Origin of the sequence: Corynebacterium nasorum, assembly GCF_022345765.1 — a bacterium.
Lineage (GTDB): Bacteria > Actinomycetota > Actinomycetes > Mycobacteriales > Mycobacteriaceae > Corynebacterium > Corynebacterium kefirresidentii.
This window is the reverse complement of record NZ_JAKRDR010000023.1, coordinates 1-20,811: the sequence shown is the minus strand read 5'-3', so window position 1 is coordinate 20,811 and position 20,811 is coordinate 1. Positions and strand designations below refer to the sequence as shown.

Sequence of the window (20,811 nt, the reverse complement as noted above, 5' to 3'; positions counted from 1 at the left end):
CACCCTAAGCAGGGCAGTTACCACGTATTATACATGAAAATTACTTAACTTAACGCTGTCCATAATGTGCCCGCGCCCTGCCACCGCACCGCAGATGGTCTATCTGGGTCAGGGAAAATATACGGGTCGGTATCAGTATCCCAATCCAAAATATCCCCCTCAGCACGGTAAGAAACCTCCATACCCTCCAGACAGGCCGACAGTAAGTCCACGCAGTACTCATCGTCGGTGCCGTAGACCTGCAGCATGATGCGAGTGCGGTCCGTCACCGGTGTCTCTCGGTCAGGAGCAGCAGCATCAACCCGAACCATAGGCCCATTAAGCTCATCCGGAACCTTGGTCGCTACATACACTCCGTCGAACTCGGAACCTTTAAGCCACCGCTTTAAGCATGAGACAACAATCGCAGACGGATGCCGCATCACTTAAGCCCCCTTCTTCGGTGACTTCGACGCGACTGGGTAGGCGCCTACGGCCTTTTGCAAAGCATTATGCTTTTTCTCGTGACCGTAGGCCTCCCAGTCATACGGAGTCGGCACGATAAGCGCACGCCACCTACGATGACCAGGTTCCGCTTCCTTGACGACGTAGTGCTCGCCGACCTTCGACCGGAACTCCTCGGCTTTGTTATCAACCAGATGCTTAGTCTCCGATGATTCCTTGAGCACGCGATTAAAAAACTGGTGATTCATCTTGAACTTAAAGCTGTCAGCCACGCTCAACCCCCTCAAAAATACGCAGCTTATACTCCGCCAAACCCGGGTCCCACCACGGTCCGTGCGTGAAATCATGCCCACCATCGGCAATCACGAAATCCACACCACCCAAGTGGATGACATCACCGGCAGATACATCACCAGGAATCGCAAACAACGCCCCAGCCCAATCCACACGACGAATATCCTTATCATCCGGACCATGCTCGGCAGACTGATCAATAGACCAACCAGCAACCCGCACAACCTGAGGACCACCCCATCTGGTTACCGGATTACCGAAAGAATCCTCCCTAGAATCCACACGCCGGCGAACCTGCACGCGGAAAGGAAGCGGATACCCCGACTTAGTAGAGTGAGACCGTGAACGCGCCACGACGACCACCCCCAACCGAACGCAACATGCGCTTATCCTCAGCGGTTAGAAAAACACCGCCGGCATTCGAATTCGACCCAAAATTCTGACTCGTCGAAAACGGACCCGCAGTAAACGACTGAGACTCAGCCCCCACAGGAGCAGACGACAAGCCACGAGACACGGCTCGGGCAGCCACACGGGCACACACCACACGAACCGCCGCCGGAACTGACCTATCAAAGTGCCTACCCAAGTAAGCATCAACAGCGACAGTCGCCTCTTCCACCATCGCCACAATAAGGCGTTTATCGTCCTTATCCGGCTCAATGGTTAAACGGTCAGTAACGTCGTCAATCGTGCAGTACGTGTCCACGTGAACCCCCAAACAGGACTACTTAGCGCTACGGCCAGCCTTCTTCGACGGCCCCGGCTTAACCACGTGGGCCACCATGGCCATATTCGGATTCGTCAAAATGGGCTGAACAGCACAATTAGCACGAACCCAATACGCCATCGGGTCGTTCTCACGCCACGCGCCCACCGCAATCTGGCCTGCACCAGATAGGTTGTACTCCGGAGAATGCATCTCCACCGTCTGGCCCCACACGGTATAGCCCAAAAGACCAGACTGAGTCTCCGGCGGAAGGAAGTACAACGTATTCTCATCGAGAATGCGGCGAGCAGCCTTACCATCACGCACCGAACGAGAATACGACGTAATCCCCGGAAGGCCTTGGTCCTGCAGCACGGCGTTGATAGCGCCAGACGATACGCGTGCCAATTCGCCCGTAGTGTTGGCCGCATCGCGGAACTGCTTATTCGTCTGCAGCTTCTGGATAACCTTCGGCGAGGCAATAATGGTGCCCGGCTTAGTACCGTTGGCATCCTCATAGTCCATGGCCCACGAGATGATATCTTCCAGGGCGCCGGAGTCTTGGTCATCCCAGTGTTTCTTCGGGGTGACCTCGAATTCTTCATCGCGGCCAATGCCGGCGTCGACGATGGCGCCATTTTCGATATAGCGCACACGGCCGGTGGTGAGAACGTCTCCGCGGGCTACTTCGACGCGGTTAGCAACTGCGCGCACTACGGTCTCGGTGGCCTTGGTCATGTCATCTTCCTGGAAGCGAGAATCACCCTGGTGGAAGCTACGCAGCTGGTCCATCTCGTTGATGCGGACCTTCTGGCCGATAAGTGGCATCTGCATCATGGCCTTGTGTCCGCCGCCCATGGAACCAATCGGCGTTTCAGCATCTGCAGAACGAACCTCTGCGAGTCGGCCGGTGTCCTGCTCGGTCATCCAGCTAAAGAACATGTCGTTGATGAGCTGGTCGGGGAAGTAAGTAGACAGGGAGCCGCCGGCGGTCTGCAGGTCGTTCAGGTAGTGGTTTGCGTAGATAGTCAGGTCCTCCGGCGAGAGGACCTCGTTCCAAATGTGCGTAGAACCCATGATTAATCCTCCCGTACGTCGCCGATGGCATCGAAGTTGGTGGAACCGTCTTCATTCCACAAAGAACCGTGCGGCTCATGAACAAATGTGAACTCTGAGTGGTCGCATTCTGCGATGGTGACTCGGTTGTTGGAGTCTGGAAGGCGGTCGACGCGGACGCGGCCGTGCCACGCGATGGGTACAACCTCTCCTGGGTTGTTGTCTTGGTCGGTAAGTAGGAAACCGTCCACGGACTGAGTCTTTGACGTCACTGGTACCCAGTAGTCTCCTTCGCGGTGCAAGGCGGTGCCAGAGGGTAGGACGGATGTGCGAATATGGGTAGTCTTTTCGCCCAGCGTGCCGGTCTCGGCGTTGTCTACTGCGTGGCGAGAGCCCAGCCACGACAGGTCGCTGGGAGAGTAATGGTCAAATTCTGGCCGAAAGTGCATAATATCCCCCGATGATGTGATGAATGTGGACTACGCCCCCTGGCGCCGTTGGCGCCGCTGCCACAACTCTTCGCCCCTGGAGATTCCTTGATTCGGAGATTCCCAGGTAAGCCGCGACGGTGAAGGGGCGGCGGGGGAGTGCTTGCCGATGAGGTCTTTGAGCGTGGATTCGTAATCGTCGTCGTCAGAGTTGATTTTATCGACGGCTGCGCAGAAGCTTTTCGAGTCGAATAATTGCTCTACGTCGCCGCCAAGTGCCGCAATGTGGATAATCAAATCACGATTATGCTGAGCATCTTCAACTTGGCTATGTGCTGTTGAAAGCTCGGATTGTAGGTCTTTAATCGTGGATTCGAGTTTCTCTTTATCTGCGGTAAGTTTCTCAACTTGCGCTAACGATTTTTCCGCCCGGTTTTCCCACGTGCGAGAGTGGGACCGCATGTCCTCGTACTTTTTACGGTAGTCATCTGGTGCGGTTTCGGATTCAGCCTTTGCGGCGTTGGTGGCAGCATCCACGTCGGTGGTGTCCTTTTCGGACTTGTCAGTGCGTGCGTCCTCGTGCGACACAGTCTCCCCCTAAATGTTCAGTTTGTGGACTACGGCCTCATTCATCCCTTCCGGATACAAACCGTAACCACCCAAAATAATAGCACACGTGTTCATTTACTCAGGCCACCCACCTGACGCATCGCCCGCAACAAAACATCGGGGTCCGTGCTGCCAACTTCTTCCTGAGCCTTCTTATAAATCTTCTGCGCCCGAATCGTCGACTCTGGAAGCTCAACGTGCCCCCGCTTACGACAAATCACCAAACATCGGCAATGGTCATGAAAATGCGCACCAGAGTAACCACCACCAGCAGTAGAACGGGAAGTGTAATCAAACCCGCGCGAGGCCAAAAGGGTGCAAAAAGCACATGCTCCAGGGTGCGCAACACGAGCCCACGAACCCCCACCCTTCCACGCGGTATGCTCTGCATTCTTTCGCTGACGGGAATACAACTCATCGGCGACGATAAACCCCATCGAATTCAACGCCCGGTTATAGCCCTGCTCCTCGAAGAACAAAGGCGCGAAATCATGCGCCATACGCGCCTCAACCTGGTGAGAATCCACCCGACGAGGCTTCCACTCCACCGGCCGCATTCCCATGTGGTCTTCCTGCTCCTCTAGCCACACCATTGTGGCATCAGAGACGGCCATGCCATACGAGTCGATAGTCTCTCTCACCATCTGGCGCAAAAGCTCCTTTTGCCGATAAGGGTCAGCAGTAAGGTCCGGAATAACTCGAGCTCGAGAGTTCAAGTCTTCAATAGCTTTACGTGCAATGGAATCGACTACAGGTGTAATCGACGTCCAGGGACGCTGCACATCCATCTAACGTGCCTCCTTGGCATCTTCGCTGGCCTTTTGTCGTGGAGACGGTGCAGAATCCTCCGGGCTCTTAGTCGGGGTATCCTCGGGTGATTGTTCCTCGGTTGAAGATGCCTCCAGCACTTTCGCTAATTGGGATAGGCGTTTACTTCGATTCTCCTGCTCGATTTGAAGCCGGTCAGCCGCCGAAAAATGCAGGTTCTTCAGGAGCACTTCGGAATCAGGTGCGAGTACTCCGGAAGTCAGTAGCTTTAGAGCCCAATCAGCATCAGCGGCCTTGGACGCGGTAGCCGGGTCACGCCAATCCACTTCGAGCCCGTCGACGAGGTCCTCAATGTCGACGTCCTGGTCGAGGTCGGACACCTGCACCAGTACGCGGGCCAGCTCCAGCAAATCCGGATTCATTAACTCCGTCTTAATTTCAGATGCGCGAATCAGTTGCTCTTTCCACACACGAATCGAGTCACCCGACGGCGGATTTTCCGTCATGAAACCAAAATACTGTGCAGGAATCTTTGACTCAGAAGCAATCAACTGAGAGTAGGCACGTACCTGCTCGATAAATGGAGTTGGGGGAGACGACGCGAATTGTCCGACGCTGGGCTGCTTGGGGTCGTCCTCATCGCCGTTGATGACAAGCATCTTGCCGATAGAGGTACGCCAGCCCATTTCAACGCGGTCGAACTCCGTCATGCCTTCCGGGTCGTAGCCGAAATCCTCAGGTGAGGCGCCGGTAGCCCATCGCTGTGGAGAAGCATAAAACTCGGAGTTGTACTCCATGTTTTCCAAAGTACGGGCGGCAGCGTCGGTAAGATACCGCACGGCCGGGGTGATTTCTGACTGTCCAGACCAATGCGAAGTGCGCAGGCGATTTCGCAGTCTGAACATCGGGAACCCGCCTCCAGGAACGTCGAATCGCTCCACTGAGCGCACAGTGCCCATGTCGGTTGGGTCTTTGGAAATAACGATGACTTCGCCCTGCAGATACAACACTTCTCGGTATAGACCCTCGGAATTTACTCCAGAGCGCCTGTATCCAGCAACGGGCCCATTCGTGGCATCATCCCACAGCAAAGAACCAGATAACGGCGACACCGACCGCAGGCGGAATACGCCGTGTGGGTCGGGCTCTACAGCTAGTAGACCCAGACCGAAAATCAACATGTCCAAGATAGCTTCAGAGACTCGAAGCGGAACATTGAACCGACGTGTGACTAGCCGCATCTGCTCGCCATAGTCAGGCGAGATGAACCCATCCATGCGTAGCAAATCACCGTAGGTATCCACCACGGTTGCCGGCCATCCGGAAACAACCCCAATATCCGACAATGTACGAGGCACAGCCACGCCAATGCGCTGCACACGATGCGTCCCATCATAGTATGACGCCAGCTGCTTATTACCCTGCTGGTGTCCTGTGACCTCAGTCGTTAATACACCTAGAATGTCTTCTTCATTTTGCGTTAGCCCCCGAATCATAAAACGAATGACCCCCTCTTCTTCCTCGGCTTTGACACCCCTCGAGACACAGCATCCAAATAGCACTTATAAGCCATGACTGCCGCATACGCTGCGTCAATTTTATCAGCAGACTCCGGTGACGACTTATAAAGCAAATATCCAGTCCGCGTTTCCCTACGCTTTGCATTCAGCAAATGAGCGCGCAAATACGGGCCGCCATCGTAGGTAATATCCCGGTTGACCACCGCCTGCCGAAACTCACTTAATGATTGATACACCGCGGCGCTTTTACCCCTCGGCCACGCCATCATGGGGTGTCCCGACGTTGCCTTAACCTTCAGCTTCGGGGCGAATTCTGCCTCCCACGCTGAAACATGCTCAGTCCAGCCGGACGGGTCACAGTACATGCCCACGACACGATATCGGGAGAAACAATCGCGCACGACTGCATCTACCTGCCGCGTATCTGGCTCCCAGTCCGGGTCTCGTGGGTTCTTCGACTGCCATACTGCAACTTCGAACAGATGCCCGTCTGTTACGCGCATGCCAATTAACGCGGTCGCATCCGCATTACCATGCACACGGCCTCTTGAGCCGTCAAAGCCCAACACAATCTTGTCGCCTGGCTGGATAGCCTTATCCCTATCCTCAATCGCATCAACCTCGAGGTGGGAGAGGAAAGAATCGGACGAAGAGACAATCTGATTAAGGTAAAACTGTCGCGCATCAGAAGGGTCAGTCGACGGGTCCCAAATCTCGGTAATGATGCGCTCAATATCCACCCAGCCGCCATTGTCCCGGGCAGAATCCCCGTAGGCGTGCACCAGACCGCGGTAGAGCGAATCGTGGTCAGCTAAGTCCGTATCCTCAGGGGCTTCTCGGTGGTCTACCAGAATCGTTTCTCGCTTAAGCCGCCCCTGCTGCTGCAACTCGAGAGCTTTAAACGTTTCCTCAGCAACCGAACCACTGCCCGGCCTATAGGCGTTAGGGGTCTCGATAGAATGACCACCTAGCTTGCCTGTGTTGCGACGCAGCACTGCAGCTAGCTTCACACCACCGTTGCTCTGAGTCCACGCCTCGGTCTGGTCGGCAGAAAACCATACAGGCCTGCCGCCTTCTTTTGACAATGCTCCCGCGGTAATGAATTCGATGCGGCCTTTAGGAAGAGCGACAAACGTTTCCATTGGGTCAATGTCGTAGTTTTGCATGGCTGGGCCGTCTCGCAGCATCTCTAGCAGCGGCCCATAAGCGTTTTTGGACTGGTCCTCATTGACTGCGGCAAATTGTACTTTCGGCGTGGTGAATTCAGACCATGGAACCCCCACAGGCTGCCCTGATGCGTCCCACCCGCCGAAACATACTGGGCCTAGTGCTTCGAGGGCGCCAATAGCGCCCATGATTGGCGACTTACCCCAGCCTTTAGGGCGGGAGAGAATGCCGCGTGTATAGACACGTTGTCCAGTTTCAGGGTCGAGTCTGTAGTAGCGCAGAATAAAGCGAGCTTGTTCAGGTGTAAGTACCAGGGGTTGGTATTCGGCGCAGTCTGGCTGGGCGAGGTTTTCTTCTATCCATGCCAGGCATTCCCAGCCGAGCGAGGGGAATTCTCCAGGTTCTCGGGGCTTAAAAGGCATAGGGTTAGTCCACCGCCTTCAGGCTACGGTAGCGGCCGCGTACGTCTGCTGCGGCGCGGGAAGCGCGGCGCTTGTCTTCAGCTTCGTCTGCGGTTGCCATGGTGATGCGGTGGCGAGCGAGGCTGTCTGGTGTGATGCCGTATTGGGCGAGTTGTAGGCGACGTTCTGGGCCGAGTTTGGTGTCGCCGCGGTTATAGGCATCGTCGAGAATCATGGTGCGTGCTAAGTCGAGCCACTGAGTTTCTTGGAGGCCTTGAGTCTTCAATGGTGGGAATTCAGACAAGGTTTCCCAGAAGCGGAGAGTTTGGTTTGTCCAGGGCTCGTCTGTGGCCGGGTTGGTGGGGCCGTAGATGTCGGTGAGTTTGGGCTGCGGTACGAAGGTGACAACGATTTCTCGTTGTTCGATGTTTTGTTGGTTTCTTCTCGCACGGGATTTTGGATTCTTTGGTGCGGGACCGCGTCCTGCCATTACTTCCCCCAAATTGTTCGGCTATTTTTAGATGTCTAGTTCTATTATAGTGTGCTATACTTCTTGGTGGCAGCTGCCGTTCGGGGGAGATGACTCCGGGTCGATTTTCGGCTCGGAGTCATTTTTATGCGTAGGGGAACGTGCTGGTGTAAGTGGTTTTGACGGCGTATTTTGGGGCGAAAACGTGACGACATTTTGACGACATAAGCCACTGGAAACGGCTGGAAACGGCTGGAAACGACTGGAAGCCAAAAAATAAGATACCCCCTCTCACCAGCATTTATGCCGGTAAGAGGGGGTGCATACACCGCTCCTCCAACTGGGCTCGAACCAGTGACCCTTCGATTAACAGTCGAATGCTCTGCCAACTGAGCTATGGAGGATTATGCGTACGCCGTACATCGAACTTGCTGTTCTCTGTGCAACGAGAATTAACTATATATGGACTTGTGCCCTACAGCCAAATCGCCTGGTTGGAGCATTGAAATTAGAATATTCCGGCGGGTTTCCTCGTTTGCTGAGGTAAAAGTTTTGCGCAATTAATTCAGTGGTTGCCTGGTAAGCTTGCGGTGAAATTACGTACGAAAGGGAGCCATGTCTTGAAGATTCTTGTGTTGTCGCACTACTGGTATCCGCAAAACGGGGTCCCGCAAAGGCGCTGGCAATGGTTAACATCGGTGTTGGTCAAGGCAGGAAACCAGGTGGATGTAGTTGCTCCGCCAAGAAGCTTTCGTAGAAATATGGGGATATCTGAGTGGTTCTGCTCTCTTCGTGAACTAAGAGCTCCCTATGGCAGGGGTGAAGGCGGGGCGGCGGGGGAACGTATCTTTAGAGTCGCCGCCGTACCTTCATCCTCAAGTCTGACAGCTAGAGTTGTAAGTCAAATCTCAGTGGCGGCAGGGCAATTTTTCGTAACTTTGATTCGTGGCCTTGGCGGTTCCAAGTCGAGGCCAGACGTGATCGTTGGTACAGTTCCCGCGCTACCCACCGCCATGGTCACCTACGCAGCAGCAAAAATTTTACGAATCCCGTATGTGATTGATTTGCGAGATGCGTGGCCGGACCTTCTGCACGAGTCGCACAGGTGGAATGAGAGTGTTGGCTCGGTATCTTTGCGGCAAAAAATCCTTAGTAAAGGACCTCTGCAAATTATCAAAATGTTGACTGAAGTGGCTTTGGACAAATCATTGTTTGAAGCGGATGGAGTTATGGTGACTTCGTCATGGCTTCAAGACGAATTGGCAGAGAAAGTTGATGCACGGGTAGCTTCAAAGAAGCCAAGATTGGTTACTGTGAGAAACGTTTTTCCGCGGGAGACGAATTTTGAAAAGACTAGCATTCCTCGGTCTTCTCGATCTGAAATTAACGTCCTTTATGCGGGGACTATTGGGCGAGCGCAAAATTTGGAAAATGTGCTGAAGGCTGTAAAAATCGCGCAAGAGTCGGGCGTCGATGTGAATTTGCGAATTATTGGGGCGGGGGACGGAAAGACAAACTTGATCTATCGAGCCAAAGACCTTGGAGTGTCCGCTACTTTCGAAAAGCAGAGGTCAGCAACGGAAATGGATGAGCCTTATGCTTGGGCGGATACGGCGTTGGTTCACTTAGCTGATTGGGAGCCGCTTCTGAGGACTGTCCCTTCAAAAACCTACGAACTGATGGCAGCGAAGATGCATATTTCAGGGGTAGTCCAAGGTGAAACCGCTGAGCTAATCCGAACAACAGGCGCTGGTGACATTGTGTCGCCAAACGAGCCAAGGGATCTCGCCAATTTGTGGAAAAAGCTTGCTAATGACCCTGGCACTTTAATGCCGCGAGAAGAAGCTTCCACTTGGCCCTACAAAGAGCGTAACGAGGTTGCCGAGGTAAACGTTGTGAACTTATTGGAAAGTGTTCATCGAGATGCCGAGTTTTAAATTTGTTCTTAAGCAGTGGATCTTTTTGTTCGAGGCAGCTGTAAGAATGGCACAAGAAGATCCAGCAGCGCTATACAATAATGTGTTGGAAAAAATTCGTCAGCGTGCTGGTCTGGACAAACTCGATAAATTGCTTTCAAAGATGAAGATTAGCCGAAGTGTGCTTGAGGGCGATGATGAGCACCGTCGGGGAGAGCTTACGCAAGCTATTTTTCTTTATAGCTCAGCAAAGGGAATTAAAGAAAGAGCTGGAAAAAGATTTGCTAGACGCTTAGAGCAGCAAAAGTCACAGTTGAAACAGGAGATCGCCCCTTGCTTAGAGCAACGGGCTGCCAGTAGCGACCGTACCGGCAAACCCAACGATGGAACAGTGCTTTGGTTCCTAAACAACAGCCTTCCATTTACAAAGTCGGGATATACATATCGAACCCATAGTTCTTTAAAGGCTATTCAAACTACCGGGACGTCAGTTCAAGGTGTTACACGATTGGGGTACCCGGTCGTGATTGGATCGATTGCTTCTACTCCTGTTTCAACGGTTGATGGTGTTCGATATCGCCGATTGATTCCTATTAGGTATCCATCCACTTTGACAGAGAGGAGTGAGCTTACTGCGGAGATGTTGATTGAGTGTGCCCGAGAGCTAGATGCCCGGGTTCTCCACACAACAACTGACTTCAAGAATGCTCAAATCGTCTCGCGGGCAGCTGAAAAGCTGGGGGTTCCTTGGGTGTATGAAGTACGAGGCGAACTTGAAAATACTTGGCTGTCAAAGGTGCAGGAAGAGGAGCGAGGAATCGCTCTCCAATCCGAGTACTATAAACTGGCTCGGGCGAGAGAAACTGAGGCGATGAAGGCAGCGAGTGCCGTAGTGGTTCTTAGTGAAGTATCCAAGGCGAATTTGGTAACTCGTGGCGTTGAGGCCTCCAAAATCTTTGTAGTTCCTAATGCAATCGATGATCAGGATCTATATCGCGACATTGACGTTCCAAAGCTTAGAACAGAGCTGGAGTTAGACAGCGATTCTAAATGGTTCGGATCGGTGACTTCAGTGGTGGGCTATGAAGGTCTCGAGCTAGCGATCCGAGCGTTAACTCAACTCGACAAAACTTGGAATCTGCTAATCGTGGGGGATGGAACTGAATTACCAAACCTAAGGAAACTTGCTGAAGATTTAGAGGTACGGAATAGGGTCCTCTTTGCCGGCCGCCAAGAAAATGCAGATATCTGGAAATGGTATGCAGTCTTAGATGTCTTTGTTATTCCTCGGATCGATGCTCAGGTTTGTAGAAACGTAACGCCATTGAAACCGCTCTTGGCAAAGGCTCTCGGAGTACCGACTGTTTGCTCAGATCTTCCGGCGCTTAGAGAGGTAGCAGGTGCAGGAGGCCTGTTTTTCCCTCCTGATGATTTGAATCAATTTGTATATCAAATTGAACAGGCGATGGGCGATGAAGAACTGATCAGGCTAGGGAAACAATGGGTGAAAGGGCGGACATGGAAAGGAAATGCGAACCGATATAGAGAGATTTATGCTTACTTGGAAGGAAACGAATCCCAAAGTTAGGCGTGAGCCAAACTTTTCGATGGTCAAGAAGGAGAACGCCTAATGTCCGAAAAACTATTAGTTATTTGTAACGCCTATCCTAGCGAGCAGGCTCTATATCGTAATGGATTCATACACAGGCGAGTCAAAGCCTACAAAGAAGCTGGATTAGATGTCGAAGTTTTCTATAATCACGAACCGGTACGGCAGGCTTATGAATACGAATTTGATGGCGTACGAGTGACGGTTGGAAATGAAGGTGCTCTCGAATTACATGTGGCCAGTAATGACTTTGATGGGTACCTAATACATTTTGCGGAGCCCCAGCGCATTCGACCTTTGCAGAAATTAAACGTAAAAAAGCCGGTCATTGTTTGGGTTCATGGGTTTGAAGCGGAAGCTTGGTACCGTAGATGGTTTAACTTCATAAATACATCGGAAGATATAAAGGCAGCCTTAGAAAAGAAGGAGACTTATTATTTAAAGCAAAACGCTTTCTTCCATGACCTTATGACGCAGGAAGAGCTAAATGTTAGTTTCGTTAATGTTTCGAAATGGTTTCAGAAGTATGTCGTAGAACCCGACAATGGCGCTGAATTCCGAAATTCAACGGTCATCCCGAATTTGGTAGATGAGGAAGTATTTCCATACCGCGAAAAAGAAGATAAAAAGCGTTTCAATATCCTGAGTATCCGCCCATTCGCCTCGCTCAAATACGCAAATGACCAGACTGTTGGTGCCATACTTGAACTTTCAAAGCGGCCGTATTTTAAGGCTCTTAGCTTTACAATATGTGGAAGCGGTCCGATGTTCGATCAGACAGTCGAACCACTTCGTCAGTTCGATAACGTTAAGTTGGAAAATAGGTTCTTTACGCAGGAAGAAATTCGGGACTTGCATGCCGAGCATGGGATTTTCCTAAGCCCGACTCGCTTTGATTCGCAAGGTGTGTCAATGTGTGAGGCTTCGTCTTCAGGGTTGGTCACTATTAGCAGTGAAGTAGCTGCCGTTCCCGAGTTTATCGAGCACCGTGTATCAGGTCTGCTCGCCCAACCTGAGTCAATAAATGATTTGGCAGATTTAATCGAGGAACTCTACTTTGACGCGGAGCTCTTTCAGCGCTTGTCAAAGCAGGGCTCACTGGCGATGTTAGAAAAATGTGGGCGGAAGGCCACGATTGGCGCAGAGGTTGATTATATTCGTTTGCAACTGAATAAAAGTTAGGAAGCACTTATGAATTATGACGAGCAAGAGATCGTTTGGCGGGATCGGTACTACGAATTGGAAAGAACCCTAGAACAGGTGATTCGCCAAGTGGGAAAATCTATGAACTCTTCGAGGGAAGGGCACCAAGCCGAGTTTGGATTGAGAAAAGTTGTAACGCATGAATTCGTGGGGGCACCACACATTATCTGTGTTGCCAACGGCGAGAATTTAGAGTATGCCTTTGATTTTATGCGTGACGGTGAAGTGGTAGAAAGTATCAACTTTCAGCGGTCAAATACCGTACCAGTTGCACTTGGGCAACGCTTGGGAGCTAATGAGTGTTTTGTGAAAGTGAAAACCAACGCTCCAGGATTTCGAGGCCAAATTCAGACTAAAAGGGTAGCAATTTAAAATGAATCATTCATATGAGCGGAAAGATTTTCGAGTCTTAGTTTCTGGGTACATTAACGTTAACGTTGTCGACGGGTCTGCCTTTTTCCTAGCAGGAGTTTGCTCGATGCTGGCTGGGGTGTCTTCGGTAAGTGTTACTCTTTTAACTGCTAATCCAATTCGGAAGACAGAAGTATTAGACGAAGTTCTTTATTATGAAAACGTTTCTATTTTGGACCCGTTTGCTTCGAAAAACCGTGCACTATTCTCCAATGCCCCGTCGGGGGAAAGAATGCAAAGGCACGAGTATGCTCGAGCGATAGGTGAGATAGAAAAAGACTTCGATTCAATACTCTTGCGTGACACGGAAACGGCTTTCTACCTAGTTAAGGAATTTCCGGAAGTAGCATCCAAACTGTCCGTATACGTAACTGGTATTACTACGGTCAATGAAAGCGTTGATGATGATATAGTTCAAATGCTAAGAGTGTTAAGAGATTCTGGGGTCAAATTCCTCTGTCAGACTCAGGCGATACTTCAAAGACTGTCTCGGCTGTTGCCGTCTCATGATCCTGAAAAGCTTGCTCTTTTGCCTCCGCATGTCCCTGATGCGGAAGGATCTTTCGAAGAACTTTATCATTACAGTAAGCACCCTGACCGATTTGTTTACACAGGAAAGTTTTTTAAAGCATGGAATACCGACCTGATCTTGGCATCCTTCAAGTCGGTAGCTGCATCTGGAAGTTGTTTGACCCTGGATATTGCTGGTGATCAGTTCCGGAGGAGTGAGGACGATCCTTACTTCGTCGATAATAACCGTTGGCTAATGGATTCCACTCCGGGGGTGACATGGCACGGACGAGTACCTAGACTGACCTCACGTTCCCTCATTTCAGCTGCTCAAATTGGCGTTGGTTGGCGGGCTGAGGCGATGAATAACAGTTCGGAGCTATCGACGAAAATACTCGAGTATGGAGCATTAGCTAGGCCCTCCATCATAAACCGTACGCCCTTGCATGAGCAGCTGCTCGGAGATGACTACCCACTTTTCGCTAACTCTATTTCTGAATTTAAAGAATTGCTGTTGACTCTTCCTGATCGCCCAAACGATGTGGAAGAAGCAGCAAAGAGATGCTTTAACATCGCAAAAGACCATTCTTACTCATCAATTCGTGGTCAGCTTTTGTGCCATCTTGGAAATACGCCTCCTCAAGCTTTTAGCGAGTCTTCGTTTGCACTAACCTCAAGGCAACCTCATATGAGCCAGCTTCCCGAAGAAGGTCTCGTGAATGTTCACGGTGGAATCTGTTGGGTTGATCCAACTATCGAAGGACGGGACCCTGTCGCACAGCAACTCTCCGAACTTGCGCAGGATGAAAAATTGGCGCAGAAGTTGCCGACCTTACTACGCAAGCGCGCAGCTGAAATCGAAGTGCGGCAAAATCGGATTGTTCAAGAGAGTCCGCAAGCTTTAACGGCCGCAACTCGAATCTCTGAGGGCGGTCTCACAAAGCAGCCCATAGGGAAGAACCAGTCGGCTATTTCCAACTTGGCGCACCTGCGAGAAGAAAAGAAGGTACTTGAAGAGCGCTTGGCTACATCTGAACGGCGATTGGATGCCCTGCGAAATTCAAAGCTCGGACGTGTTCAGGTTGAAATCTGGAAAAATCGGCGGGGTCTTCATACGTTGCCTAAAGAAAATATAAAGGAAAAGGCAAATGCTCTAACGAGGATCTCGAGACATTTGCGTGACTGGCGACAGAACGGGAGTTAAAAATGGCAAACGCCGACCGTTTTAAATCGATAAAAGCCCCTGCGAATTTATCTTGGCGCCGACTGTATTTGTGGTGGGGAGAGCGTATCGAAGCTGACAGCGGGGCTCGGTATACGGTGGATCTTTCTTTGCTTGAGGAAGACCAAGCGGAAGCACTGAACCAGGTTATCTTGGCTAGTGGACACGGGACCAATTTCTCTTCTTCACGTGAACTTCTTGAGCCAGCCGCGAGGAGATTTTTGTTGGTCGAAACTATTTTCGCCGACACCGAATCAAACCACGATGCGCTTTCAAAGCTATTGACAATGTATCGGGAAACGCTTGAATCGATTGCGAATCAACATTTTATTGTCAATAGTACGGCGCTCCATGTGACGTATTGCTCTGTTGACAAGCTTCAAGAGCTCCTTTCCTTGTCTCGATTGATTAACGCTCTTAACAGGCAATCATCTTTCTTCACATTCTTACTGGTTCCATACATTCATCCGCGGGGAGGCTATCCTCAGGCGGATACTGGACATATTGATGCAGTCCGTCTCCCCAACAAATATTATCCAGACAACGCAAAGAAACTGACCGCAAAGACATTGTGCCGATTGCGGCTGGAATCAAATTTGGATTTTGCAACGAACATTAGAGCTGCAATTGATGACGATGACCAATGGCTTCCTTGGGCTGCGTCGGAGATATTCCAAATAGCTGATGCGGCAGCCGGGCAAGGAGGCCGTGTAACCAAGGCGATTGGTGTGGCAAATCAGTTAGTCTATTACCCTACCGGAGCGGGACAGGTCGATTTGGCTGAATGGGACCTAGTCATGACTGGGTCTAAGTTTTTCTCTGCCAATGATTTCAAGAAACTTGAGGAGTTTACCCCGTGGATGCTTCCTGAAGCTTTCACTGATGTTCAAGCGCGCGCCTTCAGGAGTCTGGGGGTCGATCTCAGAGTGATTAGAGGAAGCAAAGCTTTTTTCCTCTATGTTCGGTCTTATGGGAATCTTTCGGGCATGCTCAAAACGGACCATTATCTTCGTGGGGCGATGAGTAAACAGGGTATCGGAACGTTTTTTGATACTCGGAACGCGGCAATGACTTTAGTCCAAAATGCACAAGCGAACTGTGAAACGAATGCGTACACTTTCTCAGTTGATCCTCCCTCGCTCGCCGTACGTGGAGATTACGATAAGGCGACCGGAAAGCTCCGGATCGACGGAAACTTCACCGAATACTTGAACAAGCGTGGGATTTCAAATCCGGCGGAAATAACGGTCGTGGTCAACGTTGGAACAGATAAAGGAAGAACCGAACTTATAAAACCACTTGAGACACCGTTATTGTATGATGCGGAGAATTGGACGTCAAGGGCTTTGCTTAGGCTTGAAGACTCCACAGGCGATAATATTGGTTCAGCTTGGATAAGGGGAAAAGCCCCGTTCCTTTCCTAGGGTAAGTTCCTAATTGATGGATTGAGGATTTTGTGGACGAGTCCGTTAAACGCGAGTCGAGGCGGAAACTGATGATAATCGATGACGCAGGTCTTCGGCCTGTGTCTTTTAGACCTCCATTGAAGGACTACCTGGAGAACTTATGGAATAGACGACACTTTATTTGGGAAGAGGCTAAAGGAAAGTCGTCAACCAATAATCGAGACATGATTCTTGGGCGTGCATGGAACGTCCTCAGTCCCTTGCTTAACTCTGCGATGTACGGAGTCATTTTCGGGCTTTTACTCAAGACCTCCCGGGGCATTGATAATTTCATTGGATATTTGATTATTGGTCTTGTCTTTTTCGGTTTCATGAGCCAAGGCCTTAACGGAGGCGCGGGATTGATTCAGTCGTCGAAGGGTCTAGTTTCCTCTTTCAAATTCCCCAGAGCGGCTCTTGCATTTTCTCTGACGACTAAAAATTTTTTACAGAATATCGTTCCGGCGTTAGTAGCTATATTTTTTGGTCTTGTCTTCCAATATCCTGATGTCTTAAAGCCTAGTGCGTTTTTGGTCATTCCTATTTTTGTTTTGATGCACGTTTTCTCTTGTGGACTTTCCTTAGTCGTGGCTCGTATAACTGCGTTTATTCCTGATCTGAAAGCTATTCTGACTTTCGTGTCGCGGGCCTGGTTCTATACTTCGGGTGTATTCTTTTCGATTGATCGTTTTACATCTAACGCCACAGCGCAAGCTATTTTGGAGCTCAATCCAGCCTTTTATTTCTTACAGTCTGCACGAGGTGTGGTGCTCTATTCCGAATTACCATCGCTAAAAGTTTGGGCATATATGTTCGCAAGTGCTTTTGGCATGTTAGCTATTGGGATTATTTTCTTTTGGCGGGCAGAAGCGAGGTATTCCAATGTCCGCTGAATATTCGGTAGTCGCAAGGAACTTGAATAAGATCTATCGGGTGCCAGTAAATGAAGGTAGGCGACTCGAGGGGCTACTTCCTTCAAAAAAGCGCTCAGTTCATGCGGTCAAGGGAGTCAGCTTTGCCACGGAGAAGAGGCAAGCAATAGGAATTCTTGGAAAAAATGGATCAGGAAAGTCAACATTGCTTCGAATGTTGGCGGGAATTGAGACTCCGACTTCTGGTGAAGTGCTAGTGGGCGGCACACCGTCGCTTCTGGGCGTATCGGCTGCTTTGCAGCCGAAACTGACAGGAATGGAAAATATTAAGCTTGGTTTGCTAGCCATGGGGATTTCGAAGGATGCTTTGCCCGCGTATGTTTCGGAAGTAAAGAAGATATCAAGCCTTGAAGAAGAAGCTTTGATTCGACCGATGAATACATATTCTTCTGGTATGTCGGCCCGCTTGACGTTCGCTATCGCTACATCTAGGAACCCGGAAATTCTTATGGTTGACGAGGCTTTGGGAACCGGAGATGCTACCTTTGCCGACACAGCTAAAAAGCGCATGTCTGAACTGCTTGACAATGCCGGCACAGTCTTCATGGTGTCCCATAGTGCGAAAACCTTGCGGAGAACCTGTAAGCAGGCAATCTGGCTCCATGACGGAAGGATCGTTATGGAGGGGCTACTCAGCGAGATTTCCCCAGAATACGCCAAATGGGGTGAGTGTATTACCCAGAAAAGGTTTGAAAGGGCGCAGCAGATTGTTGACTACAATAGAGCGCAATACGTGGAGCCGGCTGTAGTTTTTGAAAGCGAAGCCGCGAGGTTGCTCAACAGAAGATAGCGAATTTCTGAAACAAGTTCAGCCAATATCGTTTTATTGTCTCTAAAGTAGCAAATCAGTCTCCATGGTTTTGGAATCCTGATCTTTGGTAGGCCTCTGCGACGGTGTATTTCAAGTCGGCTAAGTTTTGGACTACTTTGTGCAGAATTTGCTTTGGGTAGGGAACATGCCCATCTCCAATGGCATCAGTCCTGGTCCAGAGTTTCGGATCGGGGCTGAGTGCCTGACAGAAAGGGATAAATTGCCCCTCGTAGTAGTCTGTATCGCCCGCATTTTGAAGAATGCCTATATGATTCGTTGGAGCTTTAGGATAAAAATCGGCCGCGTTTTCTTGCACTTAAGTTGCTTTGAGCCTAGAGATTTGGGTTCGACCTGAGGCTCTATACGCGTGAACTAAGAATTCTCCCAAATTTGGTGTGGGGCGGGTCGCTAGATTCAATCTGGGATTGATGCAGAGAACTGCTGCATCGGAGAAAAATCGGCTAAAGTTCACAGCAGCATAGCCACCTCCCGAAGAACCAGCTAAAATTAGGCGTTTCGTGTTAAGACTCTCGACCGCATGGTGAAGCAGAGATTTCGCATAGTTCGGAAATGAACCAAGGGGCTTTACTCCGATGTACCAACCTAAGCGGAGCTTGTCGGTGTACGCTAGGGTCGGACCGGAAATCGAGATGAGGTTCGCGTTAGCCGCTTCTGCCAGCCCATCTCCCACAAGGACTGGAAATGTGCTGGATTTCGTGACAGAAGCGTGAAAGAAGATCAGAGTAGTGCTAGAACCGCGATTTCTAACCAAAATATCTAGATGTAGATTTCCGGCTTGAATTGTGTGCAATCCACTGGATACAGAACTGTCCAAAAACTCTCGTTTGGAAGGGTACAGTTTTCCAATTCCCCAGCGATGAGTGTCTCTAACTCGCATTCGACTCCGATTCTTGGGTTGTGGGAAGCTCGCAGTGAGCGGTGTGATGAAACTTAGGATATTTCTCGGTCAATGGAGAGCTAATTCTTCGCGAGCATGGACGCAAGCGGTGTAAGAGAGGAATCCGTCTAGTCGGACTTTCCTGATCGTGAATATTGCGACGGTCAAGCTACCTTTAGAAAGGCTCGTAATCTAAGTAAACACCTTAATAGTAAACATGCGCGTACGTAAATACTGGAGTGAGATTACCCTCAAGTAGTGGACACCCTATTAGTACGGATCTTGTGTCCGTAGGAGAGGATGTTCATTGTGAATCAACAGCGCAAGAAGTACACGCCGGAGTACCGGCGTGAAGCCGCAAACCTGGTAATCGAGTCGCAGCGCCCAATCGCTCATGTGGCTAAGGAGATTGGTGTTTCCGCTGGGCTTTTAGGCCGGTGGGTAAAAAATGAGCGCGAACGTCGAGGAACATCAGATGGGCTAAGCGAGGCGGATCTTCGTGCTGAGAATGCTCGTCTGCGCCGTGAACTGGCAGAAGCCAAGATGGATAACGAGTTTTTGTCAAAAGCGACAGCCTTCTTCGCTGCCAAGCAACGCGAACAGAAAAGTTCGAATTAATGCGGCCAGAGCAAGGCGAACTTCAGCATCAAACGTATGGCACGGCTATTAAAAGTGTCTCGGTCTGGATACTACAAATGGTCCCATACGCAGCAGAAGCGGCTATCCGGTGAAGATAATCGTGCAGCTTTTTACGATGATGTTGACCGTAAGATTCATCAGATTTGGTCGGACTCCGATGAGGTTTATGGTGCTCCGCGGATTACCGCAGAACTTATCGAGCGCTACCATATTGTGCTTAACCGTAAGACTGTGGCTAAACGGATACGGATAATGAGTATTGAGGGCATTTCACCCAGGGCATTTGTTCCCGTAACGACGATTCAAGCCAAGCGTAAGTCCACGCTTCCTGACCTGGTCAAGCGCATGTTTGATACTGGTGAGCTCAACCGAGTGTGGATGTCGGATATTACCTACCTGCGCACCGGTGAAGGCTGGTTGTACTTGTGCGCAGTCCGCGATGGTCATTCCCGCAGGGTACTGGGCTGGGCTATGGATAGCGTTCAAGATACATACCTGGTCGAACGGGCCCTACGGATGGCGCATACACTACGCGGTGACGTGCCTGACGGGCTAGTGTTTCACGCTGACCGCGGAACCCAATTTACCAGCGAGAAGCTTTGGGAAGTTTGCCGCAACCTGGGCATTGCTCAGTCCGTAGGGCGCACCGGCGTGTGCTTCGATAACGCGATGGCCGAGCCATTCTGGTCGACGTTTAAAACCGAATTCTACGACCGAAAGCGCTGGGCGACCCGTAATGCCGCACGCAAGGCCGTTGCCTACTGGATTGAAGTCGTCTACAACCGCCGGCGCCGGCACTCCACACTCGGGATGGCAAGCCCCGTCGACTTTGAGAAAAACATTGGCCTAACCACTAGCAGAAAAGAAATAGCCGCCTAACCACTAGGTAGCTCTACTACGTGTCCACGAATTGCGGGCAACCCTAGGAGTGACTTGCCCTACCATCGATAGATTTGATCACTTAAGTAGGTCTCATCGGCTTTGAGGATTTTAGCTCCATTTTTATTTCCAGAGTCCTTTAGTATCGATGATGGTCTTTCCTTTTAGAAGCGACGGATTAATAGATTTGAACTCATCATGGTCTACCAAAAGGGTGATAACTTCCGCTGCTTCGATCGCTTCTTTAGCGCTGGATAGCTTCACGTTTTCCTTGTTGGCCAAGCCAGTTGGGAGTTCTTGGATGTTAGGCTCCACAACTAGTACTTGCTTTTCAGGCAATTCTGCGGCAATCCGTGCTGTCAAGGGGTGAATGCGCCACTTCGACCGGGAGGTAGTTGTGACGCGTTGGACTCCGAAGGATGTTAAGGATGCTGCTGTTGAGCGCGTGGTGGCAGGCGAGGCAGTTAGCCT

The 20,811-nt window shown here is 50.6% G+C and carries 20 protein-coding genes, 1 tRNA gene and 1 pseudogene; 9 read left to right on the top strand and 13 right to left on the bottom strand.

Annotated elements, in window-relative coordinates; translation table 11 throughout:
• Window positions 1–44: 44 nt before the first annotated feature.
• The 11 genes from MHK04_RS11440 to MHK04_RS11390 form a co-directional block, all read right to left on the bottom strand.
• Window positions 45–422 (bottom strand): hypothetical protein, encoded by a 378-nt coding sequence (locus tag MHK04_RS11440; RefSeq protein ID WP_239208838.1) that lies wholly within the window; start codon window positions 420–422, stop codon window positions 45–47.
• A 3-nt stretch (window positions 423–425) separates the two neighbouring features.
• Window positions 426–716, bottom strand: coding sequence for a hypothetical protein (locus tag MHK04_RS11435; protein WP_239206718.1), 291 nt, complete (start codon window positions 714–716; stop codon window positions 426–428).
• Complete coding sequence (locus MHK04_RS11430; protein WP_239208836.1) at window positions 709–960, bottom strand: hypothetical protein; 252 nt, start codon at window positions 958–960, stop codon at window positions 709–711. The genes MHK04_RS11435 and MHK04_RS11430 overlap by 8 nt, the downstream gene beginning before the upstream one ends.
• A 505-nt stretch (window positions 961–1,465) precedes the next feature.
• The gene (locus tag MHK04_RS11425; protein ID WP_239208834.1) at window positions 1,466–2,524 is read right to left on the bottom strand and encodes a major capsid protein; all 1,059 of its coding nucleotides are present in this window, start codon (window positions 2,522–2,524) and stop codon (window positions 1,466–1,468) included.
• A gap of 2 nt (window positions 2,525–2,526) precedes the next feature.
• The gene (locus MHK04_RS11420) at window positions 2,527–2,952 is read right to left on the bottom strand and encodes a hypothetical protein (RefSeq protein ID WP_239208832.1); all 426 of its coding nucleotides are present in this window, start codon (window positions 2,950–2,952) and stop codon (window positions 2,527–2,529) included.
• 30 nt (window positions 2,953–2,982) lie between these two features.
• Window positions 2,983–3,519, bottom strand: a complete 537-nt coding sequence (locus tag MHK04_RS11415; protein ID WP_239208830.1) for a coiled-coil domain-containing protein — start codon at window positions 3,517–3,519, stop codon at window positions 2,983–2,985.
• 92 nt (window positions 3,520–3,611) lie between these two features.
• On the bottom strand, window positions 3,612–4,328 hold the full coding sequence (locus MHK04_RS11410) for a VG15 protein (protein ID WP_239208827.1): 717 nt from the start codon (window positions 4,326–4,328) through the stop codon (window positions 3,612–3,614).
• Complete coding sequence (locus tag MHK04_RS11405) at window positions 4,329–5,804, bottom strand: phage portal protein (protein WP_411350911.1); 1,476 nt, start codon at window positions 5,802–5,804, stop codon at window positions 4,329–4,331.
• Complete coding sequence (locus MHK04_RS11400) at window positions 5,801–7,417, bottom strand: terminase large subunit domain-containing protein (RefSeq protein ID WP_239208822.1); 1,617 nt, start codon at window positions 7,415–7,417, stop codon at window positions 5,801–5,803. The genes MHK04_RS11405 and MHK04_RS11400 overlap by 4 nt, the downstream gene beginning before the upstream one ends.
• A gap of 4 nt (window positions 7,418–7,421) precedes the next feature.
• Complete coding sequence (locus tag MHK04_RS11395; protein ID WP_239208820.1) at window positions 7,422–7,886, bottom strand: phage terminase small subunit; 465 nt, start codon at window positions 7,884–7,886, stop codon at window positions 7,422–7,424.
• A 310-nt stretch (window positions 7,887–8,196) separates the two neighbouring features.
• Window positions 8,197–8,269: transfer RNA gene (locus MHK04_RS11390), tRNA-Asn, on the bottom strand.
• Window positions 8,270–8,485: 216 nt separating this feature from the next.
• Between MHK04_RS11390 and MHK04_RS11385 the strand changes: the two genes are divergently transcribed.
• The 8 genes from MHK04_RS11385 to MHK04_RS11350 all read left to right on the top strand — a co-directional run bounded on the left by MHK04_RS11385 (window position 8,486) and on the right by MHK04_RS11350 (window position 17,903).
• Window positions 8,486–9,802, top strand: a complete 1,317-nt coding sequence (locus tag MHK04_RS11385) for a glycosyltransferase family 4 protein (protein ID WP_239208818.1) — start codon at window positions 8,486–8,488, stop codon at window positions 9,800–9,802.
• The gene (locus tag MHK04_RS11380) at window positions 9,777–11,369 is read left to right on the top strand and encodes a glycosyltransferase family 4 protein (RefSeq protein WP_239208816.1); all 1,593 of its coding nucleotides are present in this window, start codon (window positions 9,777–9,779) and stop codon (window positions 11,367–11,369) included. The genes MHK04_RS11385 and MHK04_RS11380 overlap by 26 nt, the downstream gene beginning before the upstream one ends.
• 42 nt (window positions 11,370–11,411) lie before the next feature.
• Complete coding sequence (locus tag MHK04_RS11375) at window positions 11,412–12,572, top strand: glycosyltransferase family 4 protein (RefSeq protein ID WP_239208814.1); 1,161 nt, start codon at window positions 11,412–11,414, stop codon at window positions 12,570–12,572.
• A 9-nt stretch (window positions 12,573–12,581) separates the two neighbouring features.
• On the top strand, window positions 12,582–12,965 hold the full coding sequence (locus MHK04_RS11370) for a hypothetical protein (RefSeq protein WP_239208812.1): 384 nt from the start codon (window positions 12,582–12,584) through the stop codon (window positions 12,963–12,965).
• Between the two features lies 1 nt (window position 12,966).
• Window positions 12,967–14,718: a glycosyltransferase family protein gene (locus tag MHK04_RS11365; protein WP_239208810.1), complete on the top strand. Its 1,752-nt coding sequence runs from the start codon at window positions 12,967–12,969 to the stop codon at window positions 14,716–14,718.
• 2 nt (window positions 14,719–14,720) lie between these two features.
• On the top strand, window positions 14,721–16,160 hold the full coding sequence (locus MHK04_RS11360) for a hypothetical protein (RefSeq protein ID WP_239208808.1): 1,440 nt from the start codon (window positions 14,721–14,723) through the stop codon (window positions 16,158–16,160).
• Window positions 16,161–16,366: 206 nt separating this feature from the next.
• Entirely contained in the window at window positions 16,367–17,074 is a 708-nt protein-coding gene (locus MHK04_RS11355; protein ID WP_239208806.1) for an ABC transporter permease, read from the top strand.
• A 22-nt stretch (window positions 17,075–17,096) separates the two neighbouring features.
• Window positions 17,097–17,903: an ABC transporter ATP-binding protein gene (locus MHK04_RS11350; protein WP_239208804.1), complete on the top strand. Its 807-nt coding sequence runs from the start codon at window positions 17,097–17,099 to the stop codon at window positions 17,901–17,903.
• 337 nt (window positions 17,904–18,240) lie between these two features.
• Here MHK04_RS11350 and MHK04_RS12305 read toward each other — a convergent pair whose 3' ends face one another.
• Window positions 18,241–18,822 carry a YqiA/YcfP family alpha/beta fold hydrolase gene (locus MHK04_RS12305; RefSeq protein ID WP_367404182.1) on the bottom strand — a complete coding sequence of 194 codons (582 nt, stop codon included), beginning with the start codon at window positions 18,820–18,822 and terminating at the stop codon, window positions 18,241–18,243.
• A gap of 300 nt (window positions 18,823–19,122) precedes the next feature.
• Between MHK04_RS12305 and MHK04_RS11345 the strand changes: the two are divergent.
• Window positions 19,123–20,340: pseudogene (locus MHK04_RS11345) on the top strand (IS3 family transposase).
• Between the two features lie 123 nt (window positions 20,341–20,463).
• On the opposite strand, the gene MHK04_RS11340 reads toward MHK04_RS11345, so the two are convergent.
• Window positions 20,464–20,703 carry a UDP binding domain-containing protein gene (locus tag MHK04_RS11340; RefSeq protein WP_239208802.1) on the bottom strand — a complete coding sequence of 80 codons (240 nt, stop codon included), beginning with the start codon at window positions 20,701–20,703 and terminating at the stop codon, window positions 20,464–20,466.
• Window positions 20,704–20,811 lie beyond the last annotated feature (108 nt).